Annotated in this window: 15 protein-coding genes; 7 read left to right on the top strand and 8 right to left on the bottom strand. The window is 72.7% G+C overall.

The window, feature by feature from the left end; genetic code table 11:
• Nucleotides 1-43 precede the first annotated feature (43 nt).
• Nucleotides 44-1,288 (bottom strand): amidohydrolase, encoded by a 1,245-nt coding sequence (locus ESZ52_RS05170; protein WP_131103993.1) that lies wholly within the window; start codon nucleotides 1,286-1,288, stop codon nucleotides 44-46.
• 299 nt (nucleotides 1,289-1,587) lie between these two features.
• On the opposite strand from ESZ52_RS05170, the gene ESZ52_RS05165 reads away from it, so the two are divergent.
• The gene (locus tag ESZ52_RS05165; RefSeq protein WP_075958809.1) at nucleotides 1,588-1,836 is read left to right on the top strand and encodes a WhiB family transcriptional regulator; all 249 of its coding nucleotides are present in this window, start codon (nucleotides 1,588-1,590) and stop codon (nucleotides 1,834-1,836) included.
• 44 nt (nucleotides 1,837-1,880) lie between these two features.
• Here the strand turns inward: ESZ52_RS05165 and ESZ52_RS05160 are convergent, their stop codons facing one another.
• A complete protein-coding gene (locus ESZ52_RS05160) occupies nucleotides 1,881-3,404 on the bottom strand; it encodes a sensor histidine kinase (protein ID WP_337590191.1) in 1,524 nt (507 codons plus the stop codon).
• A gap of 76 nt (nucleotides 3,405-3,480) precedes the next feature.
• On the bottom strand, nucleotides 3,481-8,286 hold the full coding sequence (locus ESZ52_RS05155; protein ID WP_131103992.1) for an NAD-glutamate dehydrogenase: 4,806 nt from the start codon (nucleotides 8,284-8,286) through the stop codon (nucleotides 3,481-3,483).
• Nucleotides 8,287-8,400: 114 nt separating this feature from the next.
• Here ESZ52_RS05155 and ESZ52_RS05150 point away from each other — a divergent pair, with 114 nt between their 5' ends.
• Entirely contained in the window at nucleotides 8,401-8,868 is a 468-nt protein-coding gene (locus tag ESZ52_RS05150; RefSeq protein WP_131103991.1) for a hypothetical protein, read from the top strand.
• Nucleotides 8,869-8,892: 24 nt separating this feature from the next.
• Nucleotides 8,893-9,405: a DUF2505 domain-containing protein gene (locus ESZ52_RS05145; protein WP_131103990.1), complete on the top strand. Its 513-nt coding sequence runs from the start codon at nucleotides 8,893-8,895 to the stop codon at nucleotides 9,403-9,405.
• A gap of 113 nt (nucleotides 9,406-9,518) precedes the next feature.
• Here the strand turns inward: ESZ52_RS05145 and pruA are convergent, their stop codons facing one another.
• The 4 genes from pruA to ESZ52_RS05125 all read right to left on the bottom strand — a co-directional run bounded on the left by pruA (nucleotide 9,519) and on the right by ESZ52_RS05125 (nucleotide 14,232).
• Nucleotides 9,519-11,147 (bottom strand): L-glutamate gamma-semialdehyde dehydrogenase, encoded by a 1,629-nt coding sequence (gene pruA, locus ESZ52_RS05140; RefSeq protein WP_131103989.1) that lies wholly within the window; start codon nucleotides 11,145-11,147, stop codon nucleotides 9,519-9,521.
• 171 nt (nucleotides 11,148-11,318) lie between these two features.
• Nucleotides 11,319-11,771 carry a DUF6912 family protein gene (locus ESZ52_RS05135; protein WP_131103988.1) on the bottom strand — a complete coding sequence of 151 codons (453 nt, stop codon included), beginning with the start codon at nucleotides 11,769-11,771 and terminating at the stop codon, nucleotides 11,319-11,321.
• A gap of 104 nt (nucleotides 11,772-11,875) precedes the next feature.
• A complete protein-coding gene (locus tag ESZ52_RS05130) occupies nucleotides 11,876-13,519 on the bottom strand; it encodes a CpaE/TadZ family protein (RefSeq protein WP_131103987.1) in 1,644 nt (547 codons plus the stop codon).
• Nucleotides 13,516-14,232 (bottom strand): SAF domain-containing protein, encoded by a 717-nt coding sequence (locus ESZ52_RS05125; RefSeq protein ID WP_145968821.1) that lies wholly within the window; start codon nucleotides 14,230-14,232, stop codon nucleotides 13,516-13,518. The genes ESZ52_RS05130 and ESZ52_RS05125 overlap by 4 nt, the downstream gene beginning before the upstream one ends.
• A gap of 185 nt (nucleotides 14,233-14,417) precedes the next feature.
• Between ESZ52_RS05125 and ESZ52_RS05120 the strand changes: the two genes are divergently transcribed.
• A complete protein-coding gene (locus ESZ52_RS05120) occupies nucleotides 14,418-14,636 on the top strand; it encodes a helix-turn-helix domain-containing protein (protein WP_131103985.1) in 219 nt (72 codons plus the stop codon).
• Nucleotides 14,637-14,737: 101 nt separating this feature from the next.
• On the opposite strand, the gene ESZ52_RS05115 is transcribed toward ESZ52_RS05120, so the two are convergent.
• The gene (locus tag ESZ52_RS05115; RefSeq protein WP_131103984.1) at nucleotides 14,738-15,298 is read right to left on the bottom strand and encodes a hypothetical protein; all 561 of its coding nucleotides are present in this window, start codon (nucleotides 15,296-15,298) and stop codon (nucleotides 14,738-14,740) included.
• A gap of 172 nt (nucleotides 15,299-15,470) precedes the next feature.
• Between ESZ52_RS05115 and ESZ52_RS05110 the strand changes: the two genes are divergently transcribed.
• The 3 genes from ESZ52_RS05110 to ESZ52_RS05100 all read left to right on the top strand — a co-directional run bounded on the left by ESZ52_RS05110 (nucleotide 15,471) and on the right by ESZ52_RS05100 (nucleotide 16,864).
• The gene (locus tag ESZ52_RS05110; RefSeq protein WP_131103983.1) at nucleotides 15,471-16,091 is read left to right on the top strand and encodes a hypothetical protein; all 621 of its coding nucleotides are present in this window, start codon (nucleotides 15,471-15,473) and stop codon (nucleotides 16,089-16,091) included.
• Nucleotides 16,092-16,175: 84 nt separating this feature from the next.
• A complete protein-coding gene (locus ESZ52_RS05105; RefSeq protein WP_425600034.1) occupies nucleotides 16,176-16,334 on the top strand; it encodes a hypothetical protein in 159 nt (52 codons plus the stop codon).
• Nucleotides 16,334-16,864 (top strand): Rv3235 family protein, encoded by a 531-nt coding sequence (locus tag ESZ52_RS05100; protein ID WP_131103981.1) that lies wholly within the window; start codon nucleotides 16,334-16,336, stop codon nucleotides 16,862-16,864. The genes ESZ52_RS05105 and ESZ52_RS05100 overlap by 1 nt, the downstream gene beginning before the upstream one ends.
• Nucleotides 16,865-16,890: the final 26 nt, after the last annotated feature.

The following is a 16,890-nucleotide window of genomic DNA, read 5'->3' as shown; positions in this document are numbered from 1 at the left end:
CGCCGAGGTCGACCAGCCGCGGCGCAGCCTCCTCCGGCCCGCCTCAGCGGGGCCGGACCGAGCCCGTGCCGGAGGCCTCGTCGAAGGAGTAGACCTCCACCCCGTCGATCCAGGTGCGCAGCACCCGCGACTGCAGCGAGAGGGGGTCACCGGACCAGAGCGCCAGGTCGGCGTCCTTGCCCACGGCCAGCGAGCCCACCCGGTCCGCCACCCCGAGCACCCGGGCCGGGTTGATGGTCACGGCCCGCAGTGCCGCGTCGCGGTCCATGCCCTCGCGCACGGCGAGCGCAGCCTGGGTGATGAGGTACTCGATCGGCACGACCGGGTGGTCGGTGATGATCGAGACCTCGACGCCGGCCCGGTCCAGGATGCCCGGGGCGCGCAGCGAGCGCTCCCGGACCTCGACCTTGCTGCGGGAGACGATGAGCGGGCCGTAGAGCACCGGCACCTGCTTCTCGGCCAGCACGTCCGCCAGCAGGTAGCTCTCGGTGCCGTGGTCCAGGACCAGGCGGTAGCCGAACTCGTCGGCCAGCCGGAGCGCGGTGGCGATGTCGTCGGCCCGGTGGCAGTGCTGGCGCCACGGAATCTCCCGGTCGAGCACCTTGCCCAGCACCTCGGAGACGAGGTCGCTGTCGACGTGCTTGCCGTCAGCAGCGGCCACCTTGGCCTGGTAGGACCGGGCCGCGGCGAAGGCACGCCGCAGCACCAGCGCCACCCCCAGCCGGGTCGAGGGCGTCTTCTTCTGCTCGCCGTAGACCCGCTTCGGGTTCTCCCCGAGCGCCGCCTTCACGCCCGAGGGGTTGCGCAGCACCATCTCGTCCACCACCCGGCCGTAGGTCTTCAGCGCGACCGCCTGACCACCGATCGGGTTGCCCGAGCCGGGGTTGACGTTGACGGTGGTGATCCCGCCCATCAGGGCGTCGTCGAACCCGGTCTCGCGCGGGTTGATCCCGTCGATCGCCCGCGCGGCGGCCATCACCGGGTCGGTCATCTCGTTGGTGTCCTGACCGGCCCAGCCCTCACCCTCCTCCCACACCCCGAGGTGGACGTGGGCGTCGACCAGGCCGGGCAGCACCCAGCCGCCGCCGGCGTCGACCACCTGGGCCTCGGCCGGCACGTCGACCTGCCCGGACTCACCGATGGCCTCGATCCGGCCGTCGCGGACCAGGACGACCCCGTCCTGGATGGGGTCGCCCTCGACGGGCACCACATAGGCCCCCACGACGGCGAGGACGGAGGACGAGGCATGGTCGGTCTGGGCACTGGCCTGAGCAGAGGAGGTGGACATGAACTCACCCTAGACAGCCGAGCCCGACGGCCGCCCGCCGGCACGAGTGTGACTGACGCCTCATACCCACGGCTGGACCAGCCCGGGCAAGACCCTTGTGCCGTCTCCGACTGGATGAAACACTAGGGAACAGTGTGCACAACTTCCACGTTGGCACTTCAGATGTAGCGGGCGTACGACTCAGGGCGCTCGCAGGACGAGAGCAAAGATGTGTCGTCCCGTCCGGCGATGTTCCCTGCTAGCCAGACCGGTGACGACTTAGAGCGCTGTCCCTGGACGGCGAGCAAGGAGTACTACTGATGGACTGGCGCGATCGCGCGGCGTGCCTCGACGAAGACCCTGAACTCTTCTTCCCGATCGGCAACACCGGCCCGGCGCTGCAGCAGATCGAAGAGGCCAAGGCCGTCTGCCGCACCTGCCCGGTGATCGACACCTGCTTGAAGTGGGCGTTGGAGACCGGTCAGGATGCCGGCGTCTGGGGCGGGCTGTCCGAGGACGAGCGTCGTGCCCTCAAGCGGCGCAAGGCCCGGGCCCGTCGAGCCGGCTGAGCCCCTGCTCGGCACCACACCCACCACCACACCCACCCGGGGCCTCACGCCCCAGCTGACCGCAGCCGCACGGTGAACCGCACGACGGTTCCGTGCGGCTGTGCTGTCTCCCAGGCGATCTCACCCCGCAGGTCGGTGAGCAGCGCCTGCACGATCTGCATCCCCAGCCCGCTGCCCGGACCCTCCCCCGCCCGGGCCGCCGCGGCGGCCGGCGCCGTCATACCGCGCCCGTTGTCCCGCACCTCGACGGCGAGCACGTCCTCCGTCTTGTCGACCCGCCGCCGGGCGTGGACCACCACCCGCGGGGTGGGCCGTTCCCCCTCCCCTTCCTCGAAGCCGTGCTCGACGGCGTTGTGCACCAGCTCGGCGAGCACCATCGCCAGGTGGGTCGCGGCCTCCGCCCGCAACCTGCCGAAGCTGCCCTCCAGGGCCGTGGCGACCGGGACGGTGTAGGTCGAGGCCACCTCGGCGGTGGCCCGCAGGATGCGGGTGGCGACATCGTCGAAGTCGACCGACTCGGTGAACCCCTGGGAGAGCGTGTCGTGCACCAGCGCCACCGTGGACAGCCGCCGCCCGGCCTCGGCCAGCGCGGCCTTCGCCCCCGGGTCGGTCAGCCGCCGCGACTGCAGCCGCAGCAGCGCCGCCACCGTCTGCAGGTTGTTCTTGACCCGGTGGTGGATCTCCCGGATGGTCGCGTCCTTGCTCAGCAGCTCGCGCTCGCGCCGCCGCAGCTCGCTGACGTCCCTGAGCAGCAGCAGCGCACCCACCCGCTGCCCCCGCCGGGTCAACGGCACGGCGCGCAGGGTGAGGTTGAGGGACGGCGTGGCGATCTCGGTGCCCCACGGTGCCCGCCCGGTGAGCACCAGCGGCACCGTCTCGTCCAGCGTCGTGCCCTGGGGCAGCCGCGAGGTGACGATCTCGGACAGGTCCGCCCCCAGCACCGGGTCGGTGTGCCCGAGCCGGCGCAGCGCCGACACGGCGTTCGGGCTGGCGTAGTCGATGACCCCGTCCGCGGTGAGCCGCACCACCCCGTCTCCGACCCGGGGCGTGCCGCGCCCCACCCCGCCGGAGGCCGCCCCCTCGGTCGGGAAGCCACCCTCGGCGATCATGCTGAACAGCTGCTGGCTGATCTGCAGGTAGTTGACCTCCAGGCCGCCCTGCTGGCGCATGTTCTGCAGGTCGGTATGCCGCACCAGCACCGCGATCGCCCGGCCCGCCCGCACGACCGGGACGTACTGCTCGCGGACGAAGCCGATCTCCGGCGGCGTCACCGGACGGGCGGTCTGCATCACCTGCTGCAGCCACCCCTGCCGCTCCTGCGTGGGCGGCTGGCCGATGACGTCCTCGTGGTAGAAGTTCGGCCCCGTCGAGGGCCGGGCGTGCGCGGCCAGGAACCACGGCGAGACGTGCGGGTCCGCCTCGTCGTCCTGCTGCACCGGCAGCCACAGCGTGAGGTCGGCGAAGGAGAGGTCCGCCAGCATCTGCCAGTCCCCGACCAGGCGGTGCAGCCAGTCGACGTCGGCGCTCGACATCGTGGAGCGGGACAGGGTCTCGCGCAAGGAGGGCACGCGAGGAGCCTAGCCGCGCGGGACGCGAGGCTCCCGCCGGGCCGTGTCTCCCAGGACGGCCCGGCGGGGTATGCGGTCAGTCGGCCGCGCCCTGGCGCACCAGACCGCGCAGCGTGCGCAGCGCCACCGACAGGGGCGCCAGGTCCGGCTCCTGCATGTCGCTGACGGCGCGCATGACGTGCCCGATGCGCACCAGCGCCGCCCGGTGCTCGGTCATCCAGCCGCCCACCCGGTCCAGGGCGCCGTCGTAGCCGTCGGCGTCGGTGCTCTCCAGGACGGTGCGGGTCAGCCCGCGCATCACGCCGTAGATGTCGTCCCGCATGGCGCCGCGGGCCAGGGAGGCCCACCGGTCCTCGCGGGGCAGGTGGGAGACGTGGGTGAGCAGGTCGTCCAGCCGGAAGCCCTCGGAGACCCCGAAGTACACCTGCGCGACCTCGTGCGCGACCTGCGAGTCCTCCGAGCCGGTTCCCATCGCCAGCTCGACCACGTCGAGGAGCGAGAAGCTGTCCAGCAGCGAGGCGTAGGTGGCGGCCAGCTCGTCCGGCACGCCGTGCTCGGTCGCCCACTGCTTGCGGTCGGCCCAGCGCTGACGCTCGTTGCCCTGGAGCAGCTCCCCGAGCTGGGGCACGAGGCGCTGCACCGGCCCGGCGAAGCGCGCGATCTCCTTGTCCATGTCGGTGGACAGCGAACGGTTGTTGAGGAACCAGCGGACCGCCCGGTCGACCAGGCGTCGGAACTCCAGGTAGAGCTCGGTCTGGGTGTCGGTCTCGACCACATTGTCCAGGGCCTCGACCTGCGCGATGTAGTCCGGCATGGCGAAGACCGAGCGGACCACGTGGAAGGCCCGGGCGATCTGGGCCGCGGTGGCCCCCGTCTCCTCCTCGGCGCGGTAGACGAAGGAGACCCCGCCGCGGTTGATCATCGCGTTGGCGATCTCGTTGATGATGATCTGCCGGCGCAGCGGGTGCTCCAGGATCTGCGCCCGGGCCCGCTCCTGCAGCGGCTGCGGGAAGTAGCCGAGCAGGGTGTCCACCAGAGCCGGGTCGTCGGGCAGCTCGGTGCCCTCCAGCTCCTGCTTCAGCGCCAGCTTGGCGTAGGCGACGACGACGGAGAACTCGGGGCTGGTCAGGGCGTGGTTCTCCGCCCTCCGACGGGCCCACTCCTCGTCGTCGGGCAGGAACTCCAGCTGCGGGTCGAGGTCGGCGTGCTCGGTGAGGTAACGGATCAGCCGCTGGTGCACGGTGACCATGACCTCGCGCTGGTGGCGGCCGTTGCCGATGAGCACGTTCTGCTCGTAGTTGTGCCGCAGCACCTTCTCGGCGACCTCGTCGGTCATCGAGGCCAGCAGCTCGTCGCGCTCCTCCATGGACATCGAGCCGTCCTGCACCAGGGGGGTCAGGGCGATCTTGATGTTGACCTCGTAGTCCGAGCTGTCCACGCCGGCGGAGTTGTCGATGGCGTCGGTGTTGACGTGCACGCCGTTCAGGGCGGCCTCCACCCGGCCCAGCTGCGACATACCCAGGTTGCCGCCCTCCCCGACCACCCGCGCGCGCAGGTCCCGGCCGTCGACCCGGATGGGGTCGTTGGCCCGGTCCCCGATGGCGGCGTGGCTCTCCCGCGAGCTCTTGACGTAGGTGCCGATGCCGCCGTTCCACAGCAGGTCGACCGGCGCGCACAGGATGGCCCGCAGCAGCTCGTGCGGGGTCAGCTTCTGCACGCTCTCGTCCAGACCCAGCGCCCGGCGCACCTGGGGGCTGATCGGGACCGACTTCAGGGTGCGGGCGTAGACGCCACCGCCCTCGCTGATGAGGCTGGTGTCGTAGTCCGCCCAGGACGAGCGGGGCAGCGCGAACATCCGCTGCCGCTCGGCGTAGGAGGTGGCGGCGTCCGGGTCGGGGTCGAGGAAGATGTGCCGGTGGTCGAAGGCCGCGACCAGGTGGATGTGCTCGGAGAGGAGCATGCCGTTGCCGAAGACGTCACCGCTCATGTCGCCGATGCCCACCACGGTGAAGTCCTCCGCCTGGGTGTCGACCCCCAGCTCGCGGAAGTGCCGCTTGACCGACTCCCACGCGCCGCGCGCGGTGATGCCCATCTTCTTGTGGTCATAGCCCGCCGAGCCGCCGGAGGCGAAGGCGTCGTCCAGCCAGAAGCCGTAGTCGCGGGCCACCGAGTTGGCCAGGTCGGAGAAGGTCGCGGTGCCCTTGTCGGCCGCCACCACCAGGTAGGTGTCGTCGTCGTCGTAGCGGACCACCCGCTCCGGCGGCACCACCTCGCCGGCGACCCGGTTGTCGGTGACGTCGAGCAGGGCGCGGATGAAGGTCTGGTAGGCCGAGCGCCCCTCGACCAGCCAGGCGTCCCGGTCGGCGGCGGGGTCGGGCAGCTGCTTGGCGAAGAAGGCACCCTTGGAGCCGGTGGGCACGATGACGGCGTTCTTGACCATCTGCGCCTTGACCAGACCCAGCACCTCCGTGCGGAAGTCCTCGCGCCGGTCGCTCCAGCGCAGGCCGCCGCGGGCGACCTTGCCGAAGCGCAGGTGGCTGCCCTCGACGTTGGGCGAGTAGACCCAGATCTCGAAGGCCGGCCGCGGCTCGGGCAGCAGGTCCAGCGAGCGGGGCAGCAGCTTCAGGGCCACGCGCGCCTTGTGCGCACCGTCCTGCCGGCGCTGGTAGAAGTTGGTCCGCAGCGTGGCCATCACCACGTCCATCAGCCCTCGCAGGATCCGGTCCTGGTCGAGGCTGGCGACCTCGTCCAGGGCCGCGGTCAGCTCCTGGACGACCTCCGCCGTGCGCTCCTCCCGGTCCCCCTCGCGGTCGGGGTCGAAGCGGGCCTCGAAGAGCTCGACCATCCGCCGGGCGATCGGCGGGTTGGCGACGAGCGCCTCCTCGAGGTAGTCGAGGCTGTAGGTGCCGACCTGGCGCAGGTAGCGGACCAGGGCGCGCAGGATGACCACGCGGCGCCAGTCCAGCCCCGCGGTGAGGACCAGCCCGTTGAGCGTGTCGGACTCGGCCGCCCCACCCCATACCGCGGAGAAGGCGTCCTCGAAGGCGGCGGCCACCTCCTCCTCGGTGCGCTCCTCTCCCCCGGTCCAGACCGAGGCGTCCTTGGCGCGCAGGCCGTAGTCGTAGATGTAGCTGACCGGGCCGCCGTCGGGGTCCAGCTCGTAGGGCCGCTGGACGGTGACCTCCAGGCCGAGGTCGGCGAAGACCGGCAGCACGTCGGTGAGCGACATCTCCTCGGTGCGGTAGACCTTCATCCGCCGCTCCTCGTCCGCGTCCCCCTCCTCGCGGTAGAGGTGAGGCCGGGCGGAGCGCTCCTCGCCGTGCAGGTCGGAGAGCCGGCCGAGGTCGAAGAAGGCGGCCTCCCCCTCGAAGTCCTCCTTATAGGCCTCGGGGAAGGCGTAGGCGTAGCCGGCCACGAGGTCACCCGCGTCCCCCTCGTCCTCGACCTGGGCGGCGACCGCCTCGGTCAGCCCCTCCACCCAGGTGCGGGTCGCCTCGGCCAGCCGGTCCTGCAGCTCCTGCGGGTCCACGTCGGGGACCGTCTCGCCCTTGGGCAGGCGGATCACGAAGTGCATCTGGGCCAGGGGCCCGTCGCCGACGCGCGTGGCGTAGTCGGCCAGCTCCCCGCCGTAGGCCTCCTCCAGCATCCGCTGCACCCGGATCCGGTTGGCCGTGTTGTAGCGGTCACGGGGCAGGAAGACGAGGGCGGTGACGAAGCGGCCGAACTCGTCGCGGCGCACGTAGAGCTTGGCCGCCGGCCGCTCCAGCAGGCGCACGACGTCGTTGGCCGTCCGGCCGAGCTCCTCCGCGGTGGCCTGGAAGAGCTCGTCGCGCGGGTAGGCCTCCAGGACGCTGAGCAGGTCCTTGCCGGAGTGGCTGTCGGGCGCGTAGCCGGACTCCTGCAGGATGCGCCTCACCTTGCCCCCCACGATCGGCAGCCGGGTGGTCGACTCGGCGTAGGCGGTCTGGGTGAACAGGCCCAGGAAGCGGTGCTCGCCGATGACCTCCCCGCGGTCGTCGAAGCGGCGGATCCCCACGTAGTCGAGCGGCACGGTGCGGTGGACCGTGGCCCGGGTGTTGGCCTTCGTCACGGTGAGCAGGCGCGGCTCGCGGGCGGTGGCGGCGGCCTCGGGGCGCAGCTCGCTGACCGTGGCGGGTGCGCCGGGCTCCTCGCGCAGGATGCCCAGCCCGCTGCCGGGGACCGAGCGCAGGGCCGCGGTGCTGCTGCCGTCCTCTTCGACCAGGTCGTAGGACCGGTAGCCCAGGTAGGTGAAGTGGTGGTCGTCCACCCAGCGCAGGAAGTCGATGGTGGGTGCCACGGTCTCGGGGTCGACGGTGTCCGGTGGGCGCAGCTCGAGCTCGGCCATGATCGCCCGCGCCCGCTGCCGCATGGCGCCCCAGTCCTCCACCGCGTGGCGCACGTCGGTGAGCACCCGCTCCAGGTCGGCCGCCAGCTCCGCGCGAGCGACGTCGGAGGGCAGGCGGTCGATGTCCACCTGCACCCAGGACTCCACCCGCTGACCCTCACCGGCGTGCAGCGGGTCGACGTCCAGGACCTCGCCGGAGGAGGTGTCGACGACCATCTGCGGGTGCAGCAGGCGGTTGACCCCGTACCCGTGCCGGGTCACCTCGCCCAGGACGGAGTCGACGATGAAGGGCATGTCGTCCACGACCACCTGGACCACGGTGTACCGGCTGCTCCACCCGTCGCCCTCGGTACTGGGGTTGAGGACCTTGACCGCTGCGCTGCCCGGGGTGCGGCCCGCCGACAGCTGCGCCATCGAGGACGCCGCGGCCGCCATCTGGCTCGGGTCACGCCCGTCCTTCTCCTCCTCGGACACGTGGTGGTAGAAGCGGTCGAACAGCGTGTCGGTGGACGCCATCGCAGTCAGGAACTCCTCGGTAGCCTCGGCCGCACGTCCTCGTGGGCTCCAGGTCAGGTTACCCGGCTGGGGATGACCCACCCACTCAGGCGTCGACCTGCCTAGAGTGGCGGTATGACGTCTCCGCGCCCCGAGGTCAGCGCCCCCGGGAGCGTCGCCGCGTGGCGGGCCGCACGCGAGCTGGAGGGGCTCGCGCCGGACCTGGGGTGGGCCGAGGCGACCGGGTTCGTCGACGGTCTGGTGGACGGTCTGACGCACCGGTGCGTCGACCTCGCGGCGGGCCGGGAGGCGCCCACGCCGCTGCCGCTCGTCGCGGGTGCCCTGGGCGGGCCGGACGGCCCCGCCGACCATGCCTCGTGCCGCGCAGCGGCCGCCCGGCTGCGGGTCGCGGCGATGACGCTGCGCGGTGACGGCGCGGGCCGGCCGTGGGCGCTGGGTGCGGCGGAGGTCGCCGAGGACCTGGCCGAGCTGCTCGACCACGTCGCGGACCGGGCCCGGACCGGCCGCCTGCGGGCCGCCGACAAGGGTGTGGTGCTGCGCCGCCTGCACGCCGCGCAGCGCCTGCTGCGCGGTGCTCCCTGACGAGGGCTCGACTACCGTGAGCCCATGAGGATCACCGAGACCGTCATCCACGCCGCGGACCCGCTGCGCACCTACGAGATGCTCACCGACCACGACTACCAGGTCGCCCGCTGCGTGCGGACCGGTGCCACCGACCAGACGGTGACGATCGACCGGGAGCCGGACGGCACGACCACGGTGACCACCCAGCGGCACATCCCCAGCGACGGGGTCCCCGACTTCGCCAAGGCCTTCGTCGGCCCGACCCTGCTGCTGGTGGAGACGGTGCGCTGGGGCGCCCCGGACGCCGACGGCGAACGCGAGGGCGCGATGAGCCTGGAGCTGCCCGGCATACCCGTCTCCTTCACCGGCGGGATGCACCTGCGCCGCGGCCAGGGTCCAGGGCAGACCGAGCACACGGTCGACGGCGACCTGGACGCCCGGATCCCCCTGCTCGGCCGCCGGATCGAGGCCATGGTCTCCGAGCAGGTGAGCCGGATGATCCGCGAGGAGCGCCAGCTCGCCGCGGAGTGGCTCGCCGACCATCCCGCTCCCTGAGCGCGCTGACCACCCCGCATCAGCCGGGTCCGCGGTCGGGACGCTCTCCGTGACGGATGTCCCGGGGAGAGGCCACCGGTGGCCTCTCCCCGGGACACGTCCCACGTCGCGGGTCAGCCCATGTGCGGGTAGCGGTACTCCTTCGGCGGGACGAAGGTCTCCTTGATCACCCGGGTGTTGATCCACCGCTGCAGGTTCGCGGCGGAGCCGGCCTTGTCGTTGGTGCCGGAGGCACGGGCGCCGCCGAACGGCTGCTGACCCACGACCGCGCCGGTCGGCTTGTCGTTGATGTAGAAGTTGCCGGCCGCGAACCGCAGCCGCGCCGCCGCCTCGGCCACCGCGGTCCGGTCCTGGGCGATGACCGCCCCGGTCAGGGCGTAGGGCGCCACCGACTCCATCTGGTCCAGCATCGTGGACCACTCGGCGTCCGGGTAGACGTGCACGGTGAGGATCGGCCCGAAGTACTCGGTGGTGACCATCTCGTGCGCCGGGTCCTCGACGACGACGACCGTCGGGCGGACGAACCAGCCGACCTCGTCGTCGTAGCTGCCCCCGGCGACGACCTCCACCTGGTCGTCCTCGCGGGCCCGGTCCAGGACCGCCTTGTGCTTGGCGAAGGCCTTGGCGTCGATGACCGCACCCATGAAGTTGGACAGGTCCCGGACGTCACCGACGGCCAGGCCCTCGGCCTCCTGCACCAGCTGGTCGCGCATCTGCTTCCACAGCGAGGCGGGGACGTAGGCGCGGGAGGCGGCCGAGCACTTCTGGCCCTGGTACTCGAACGCACCACGCACCATCGCGGTGCGCAGGACGTCCACGTCGGCGCTGGGGTGGGCGACGATGAAGTCCTTGCCACCGGTCTCACCGACGATGCGCGGGTACCCCCGGTAGCGGGACAGGTTGTTGCCGATCTCGGCCCAGAACATGTTGAAGACCTGGGTCGAGCCGGTGAAGTGCACCCCGGCGAAGTCGGGGCTGCCCAGGACGACCTCGGAGATCGCCGGGCCGGTGCCGGTGACCATGTTCAGCACGCCGGGCGGCAGGCCGGCCGCCTCGAGCAGCTCCATGGTCACGCTGGCCGCCCGCTGCTGGGTCGGTGCCGGCTTCCACACCACCGTGTTGCCCATCAACGCCGGCGCGGTCGGCAGGTTGCCGCCGATCGCGGTGAAGTTGAAGGGGGTCACGGCATACACGAAACCCTCGAGCGGGCGCTGGTCGATGCGGTTCCAGGTGCCCGGCGCGTTGCGGATCGGCTGCTCGGCGAGCAGCTGACGCCCGTAGTAGGCGTTGAAGCGCCAGAAGTCGGCCAGCTCGCACGCCGAGTCGATCTCGGCCTGGATCGCGGTCTTGCTCTGCCCGAGCATGGTCGCGGCGTTCATCCGCGCCCGCCAGGGCCCGGCCAGCAGGTCGGCGGCCCGGAGGAAGACGGCGGCCCGGTCCTCGTAGGAGAGCGCACGCCAGGCCGCACCGGCCTCCAGCGCGGCGTCCACGGCCCGTTGTGCGTCCTGCTTGGTGCCGTCGCGCAGGGTGCCCAGCACCTCGGCGTGGGCGTGCGGCTGCACCACCTGGATCTCCTGGCCCGCGCCGGTGACCCGTTCACCGCCGATGATGTGCGGCAGCTCGACCGGCCTGGCGGCCATCTCGGCGAGCGCCACCTCCAGCTCGGCGCGCTCGGGGCTGCCGGGGACGTAGTCCCGCACGGGCTCGTTGATGGGCGTGGGGACATCGACGATGCCGTCCATGTGTCACCTCTTCGTGTTGTGCGTCGCGTTCTCGCGGTGGTCGTTCGGGCGGTCGATCGGGTGCCCGTGGGGTGGTTGTTGGTGTTCGTCGGTGTTCTCGCGGTCTTCCTGGGGTGCGCTTGCGGTGATCGTGCGGGGGCCCGAGGGAGGGCTTCACGGTATGCGGCCCGCTCAGTCCCGCTGGCCCTCCACCAGGGCGTGGGCCAGCTCGATGACCTGCTCGAGCTCGGTGGTGTCGTACCAGGACAGCTCGATCTCCTCGTCCGGGGCCGGCAGCGTCGCCGGGTCCCCGGTGACGACGTCGTCACCGAGGTGGAAGGCGGCGACCCGCGGGAGGTCGACGTCTCCCACCCGCACCTGCGGACCCTCGGGGCGGGCCGCGTCGACCGTCTCCTGGACGAGGTCGACCGCGGCGACGATGACGGGCTGACCGTCGGCGGACAGGCCGAGGGCCGCGGCCTGGAGCGCCGCATACTCCCATTCGTCCTGGTCACCGGAGGGCAGCGAGGCGCGCACGGACCGGGTGACGGTGGTGGCCCGCAGCGGCCCGGTCAGACGCCGGTCCGTGCGGAGGGTGTCCAGTTGTTCCGGGCTCAGCGGCAGGTAGCACCGCAGCGTCGCCATGGGGCCTCCTTGTCCGCAGGTCGCGCCAGGGCCGGTCCGGCCCCGCATCGCCATCGTCGCAGACGTGGCTGAGTGCGTCAGCATCGGCTCGCAGGGTCGTCCGCTCAGGCCCGCTGGCGTCGTGGCCACCAGCGCCGGCCTGGGCTTCTGGGGGCGGCGGTCCGGCCCGCGATCCGGTCGGCGAGCGTCCGGATGCTGGCGCGGGCGGGGCTGGCGGGCCGGACCTCCACCAGAGCCCGGCCGTGCAGCAGCGCGGCATCCATCGACTCTCGGTCCTCCGGGACCAGGAGCACGTCCCTGGCCCCGGCGAAGCGCTCCAGCGCCTCCTGGATCCGGCGTTCGGGGTCCGGGCCGACGGGACCGGGGCGGACCCGGGTGATGACCACCTCCCGCGGGGCGGCGGTGAGGGTGGGCAGGAGGTCGAGACCCCGGACGAGGCGCTGCAGGCCGATCGGGTCGCCCGCACCGACCACGACCACGCGGTCGGCGGCCTCCAGCGCGGTGAGCGTGGCACCGTGGCGGCGCGGCGCCTGGGTGTCGAAGGACAGCTCTTCGTCCTGCTCGGCCTCCGCCGCGACGTCGAGGACCACGAAGGAGGCGCACCGGCGGGACACCTCGATGATGTCGGCGAGGGCACTGTCGCGGACCTCGGGCCACCGGTCCGCCCGCGGCAGACCGGTGAGCAGCAGCAGCCCTGGACGGACCTCGGGAGCCAGGCGGGTCAGCGCGGCCTCGTCCAGGACTGCCTGATCGGCTGCGCGGGCGGCCGCCGCCAGGCCGGGCGCCTCGTCGAGCACCGCCAGCGACTGCGCCAGGGCGGAGGCGGACGTGTCGGCGTCGATGAGCACCACGTGGGTGAGTGGGTCGGCCAGCTCGGCGGCCAGGTTGAGCGCCAGCGTGGTGCGGCCAGGGCTGCCGGGGCCCCAGACGACGATCACCTCCCCTGGCTCTCGTGCCGGGCCTTCCTCCGCTGGCTGCCCCACCTCCGTCAGTCCCTCGCCGGGCGGGCCACCCGCCTCCTCCACCAGCCGGCGCAGCTCTTCGTCCATGGGGTCCGACGCACCGTCGGGACCGCTGTCCTGGACGGTTGACGCGAGCTCCTCGACCTGGCCCGGTGCCGGGGAGGTGAGATCGCGGGCTGCAGAGGCCGGTGACCCGGGCAGGTCGCCGGCCCGGTCGTCGCCCTCGTCATCCCGCCGGCGTTGCTGGGCCCGGCGTCGCCGATGTGCGGCCTGCTCGCGGTCACCGTGCCCAGGCTCCTCCTGCTCGGTCCCGGCGAGTCCGACGGCCCACCCGGGCGGCCCCGTCCGGCCCGACGGGCCGACCTCCGCGGCGGCGCCGGGCGGTGTTGCCTCCCCGGACGGTTCGGCCTCGCCGGGCGCGTCGACCTGCCTCAGCTCCACCGCCGCACCGATCGCCTCGTCCAAGGCCTCGGCGTCAAGGTCCGCGGGCAGCACCACCTGGATCCCCCACCGGCGTAGCGTGCGTCCGGCGTCGACCTGGCTCGGCGGATGCACCCCGACCACCGCCACCCCCGAGGCGAGCAGGGACTCGACGGCCGCCCGGTCCAGGGACCGGAAGTCGCTGGACACCACCGCGACCCGCGCCAGGCCGGCGGCCGAGACACCCAGCAGCTCGGGGACGTCTGCGCAGCGCCGGACGAGCTGGGCACGGCTGGATCGCCCGAGCAGCTCGGCCAGCCCGCTCTCCCATCGCGGGGCAACGCCCGTGACGGTGGGCAGGCTCATCGGCCCGCGTCCTGCTGGGACCGGGGCGCCGGCACGAGCGTGAGCCGGGCATCCTGGTCGACCGCCGCGATGACGTCGCCGACCCGGTCGGCCGGGACGACCACCGAGACCGATGCCCGCCCCAGCCCCGCACCCAACCCCGTCCCCTGCTCCGGCACCCGGTCGACCACCGCACCTGAGAGCAGCAGCCTGGGGTCGAGGTAGCTGACGCCCAGCGCGTCCGGGTCGCGCGGGCTCACCCAGACGTCGACCAGCGCCCCGGTCGACAGCCCCGGCAGGGCGCTGGGGTCGACGGGGACGGTCACCGTCTTGTCCAGCGCCTCGCGGGCGGTGCCCAGCGAGGCGACCGGCACCAGCTCGCCGGTCGCGACGCCGCGCACGAGGTACGTGCCGGGCGCGATCGGCTCGGTGCCGTCCACGTAGCGCTCCACCTGCTCGCCCAGACGCACCTGCACCACGGCCAGGTCGGCCGCCGCCACCGGCTGGCCGGGCAGCAGGTCCCGGGCCGCCGCATAGACCGGGGTGGTGTCGTCCAACGACATCACCAGGCGGGTCCCGCCCGCCACGGAGAGGAGGACGAGCAGCACGCCGACCACGAGGCGCAGGTCACGCCAGCCTGGTCGTTGCAGACGGCGGGCGGTGCGCCCGCCCTTCGCGCCGGGATCACCACCGGCCGCCGGCAGCGGCCGTGCTCTACGTCCCTGAGTGCTCACCGCCATCTCGCTGCCCTTTCTGCTGGCGCTGATCGACCCCGACGTCGACCGAGCCCGTCGACGCCCGCCGCACCTGCCCGACGCGACGCCAACTGGTCCATCTTGTCCACAGGTGGGCCACGATGGCTACCGAAGTCTCGTAAAATCTGCGCACGCCCTGCCCCCGGACCCCGAAGGAGCTCGCCGTGGCGGCCCCCCGCTTCCTCACCCTCACCGACGTGGCAGAGACACTCAACGTCTCGCTCTCCCAGGTCAAGGCGTTGGTGCGCTCCGGTGAGCTCGTGGGGGTCAAGCTCGGTGGCCGCGGAGTGTGGCGGGTGGAGAACGTCGAGCTCGAGGCCTACATCCAGCGAATGTACGAGCAGACCCGAGAGATCACCCGACAGGGAGATCCTGCTCCCTGAGCCACCCTCCCGGCGCGTCTGTTCCACCGCTGTCACCGGCACCATTGCAACCCTTGGCATCCTGAGCACCCTCGCTACCGGCACCGCGCCAGCCCGCTCGCTCACAGCCGGCGCACCAGGGCCAGGGCGGAGTAGGGCAGGCTGACCCGGCCACGGACCGCGGCGGCCCGTCTCGGCTCGTCGTCGGCGTGCCGGGCCAGGTCGAGGTGGTCGGCCAGCACGGCATCGACCGTGCCGGTCACGTGGTCTCCGTCGAGGTCGTGGACCCGCACCCGGGCGCGGTCCCGGCTCACGGCACGCAGGGCGTGACGGAGGCCGAACCGGCGGCTGGCCACCTGCTCGCGTGGGTCCGCCCGGGTAGCCAGGCCCTCCACGGCCGAGACGGCTGACAACGGGATGAGCAGCTCGCGCCCGGTGCGGCCCGAGCCTTCGCCCTGCGCCAGGATCCAGTCGCGGCCGACATCGCTGAGGTGAGCATCGATCCACCCGACCCCGCGAACACGCAGCCGCACCGGGGCATTCGGGTCGGCGGCGAGCCTGTGGACGAGCTCGATCTGTCCCCGCTCCGCCCGGACGTGCTCGGCCACCTCGGCGGCGCGCTCCTGCAGCTCGAGAGCGGCGAGCTGCGCGCCGAGATCGTCGAACAGCCGGTGCCAGCGCATGCCCCTCATGCTGCCAGCGATCGGGGTGGTGCGGGTTGGTCGTCCACAGGTCGCTACTTCCTCTTGACCGACTTCCTCTGACGGTCGTAGCGTGCCGCACAAGACTTCAAACAACCGCAACTGAACGCAAACGCCGCGTCCGCGGTGGTGGAGCGGAGCAGGAGGCAGCACCATGCGCGATCACAGGACAGAGCGACCGCAGTGCGCGGCCGGACTCGGGGGCCTGCTCGGCGTCTTCGCGCTGGCCAGCACCTGGTGGCTGGCGAGCCAGGCCGCCCAGACCTGGCCTGGCAGCGGCTCGACCAGCGTCGATGCCGCCCTGCTGAGCGTCACCCTCGCTGCCGCGGCGCTGCTCCTGTGCTGGGTCAGCGGGGTCCTGACGCTCGCCGTCGTGGAGCTGCTGCGCGGGCCCGGCCCCGGCCGCGGCCCGTTCGGTCAGCAGGGAAACGACGGGGTCAGCGGCCGGCGAGAGGGGTTGGTGCTGCTGGAGCGGCAGCTCTCGGCCACCCCGGCGACGTTCACGGCGGTGGGTCGGGTCAGCGTCCTCCTGCTGGCCCTCACCGCCGTTCCTGCCCACGCCGCACCGGCGGGGCCTCCCGAGCCTTCGTGGACCTGGACGTCCTCGGACACCGTCGCCCGGTCGGTCAGCACACCCGATCCGGAGTCTGAGTCTGCGGAGCATCCGCTGCTGCCGGACGGCTCTCCCGTGCCCCTGCCCGGCTGGACGCCCGTGCCGGTGTCAGCTCCGGTCAAGCCGGCCGCGACCATCGGTTTGGTCAGCGTGGCACCGTGAGAGGCACCGGTCGAGCACGTGGTCGTCCGGGCCGGAGACACGCTGTGGTCTCTGACGGCTCGTCATCTGGGCGGGCAGGCCACCGTGCAGGACATCGCCGAGGAGTGGCCGCGGTGGTATGCCGCCAACCGTGAGCTCATCGGTCCGGACCCCGACCTCATCCTGCCCGGTCAGGAGCTGCGGATCCCCGCCGCGGACGTCCCGGCGGAGCAGGTTGACCCCGCCCGGGAGAGTGCCCGGTGATGAACGAAGACTCGCGCCTGCCCGTGGTCCGGCTGGCACCCGCACCAGTCGCGGAGCCGCCGTCCGTGGGTCCCGACTGGCACGACACCGGCGGCTCGACCGGTCAGCAACCAGCCGGCCGCTACGTCCAGGGCTCGCTGGCCGTGGACTTCCGCCACGACGCCTACGACAGCTTCTTCGGGCCGCAGGCGACCGGCACCGCGGACCTACCGCCCGCCGACGTGTGGGCGCGCAAGCTCATCCAGGCCACCCTGGAGGTGTGCGAGGGCAACCGTTCGCCAGACCAGCTCTCCCGGTGGCTCGCTCCTGACGTGCGCGAGCGGGTGGCTCGACGCGGGGTGCTGGCTCGACGCCGGGCCCGGCGTCCCCACCAGGCGCCGCTCATCCGCGCCCTTCTGCTCTGCCACCCCGCGGACGGAGTCTGCGAGGTATCGGCGGTCGTCCGCTGCTCGGGCCGCGTGCGGGCGCTGGCCCTGCGGATGAGCGGCGTCGACGGACGCTGGCTGATCACGGCGTTCGAGCTGGGCTGAGCAGAACGGACGCGGCGAGCCGCGGC

Origin of the sequence: Ornithinimicrobium sufpigmenti (genome assembly GCF_004322775.1) — a bacterium.
GTDB lineage: Bacteria > Actinomycetota > Actinomycetes > Actinomycetales > Dermatophilaceae > Ornithinicoccus > Ornithinicoccus sufpigmenti.
This window is presented reverse-complemented; position numbering and strand designations above follow the sequence as displayed.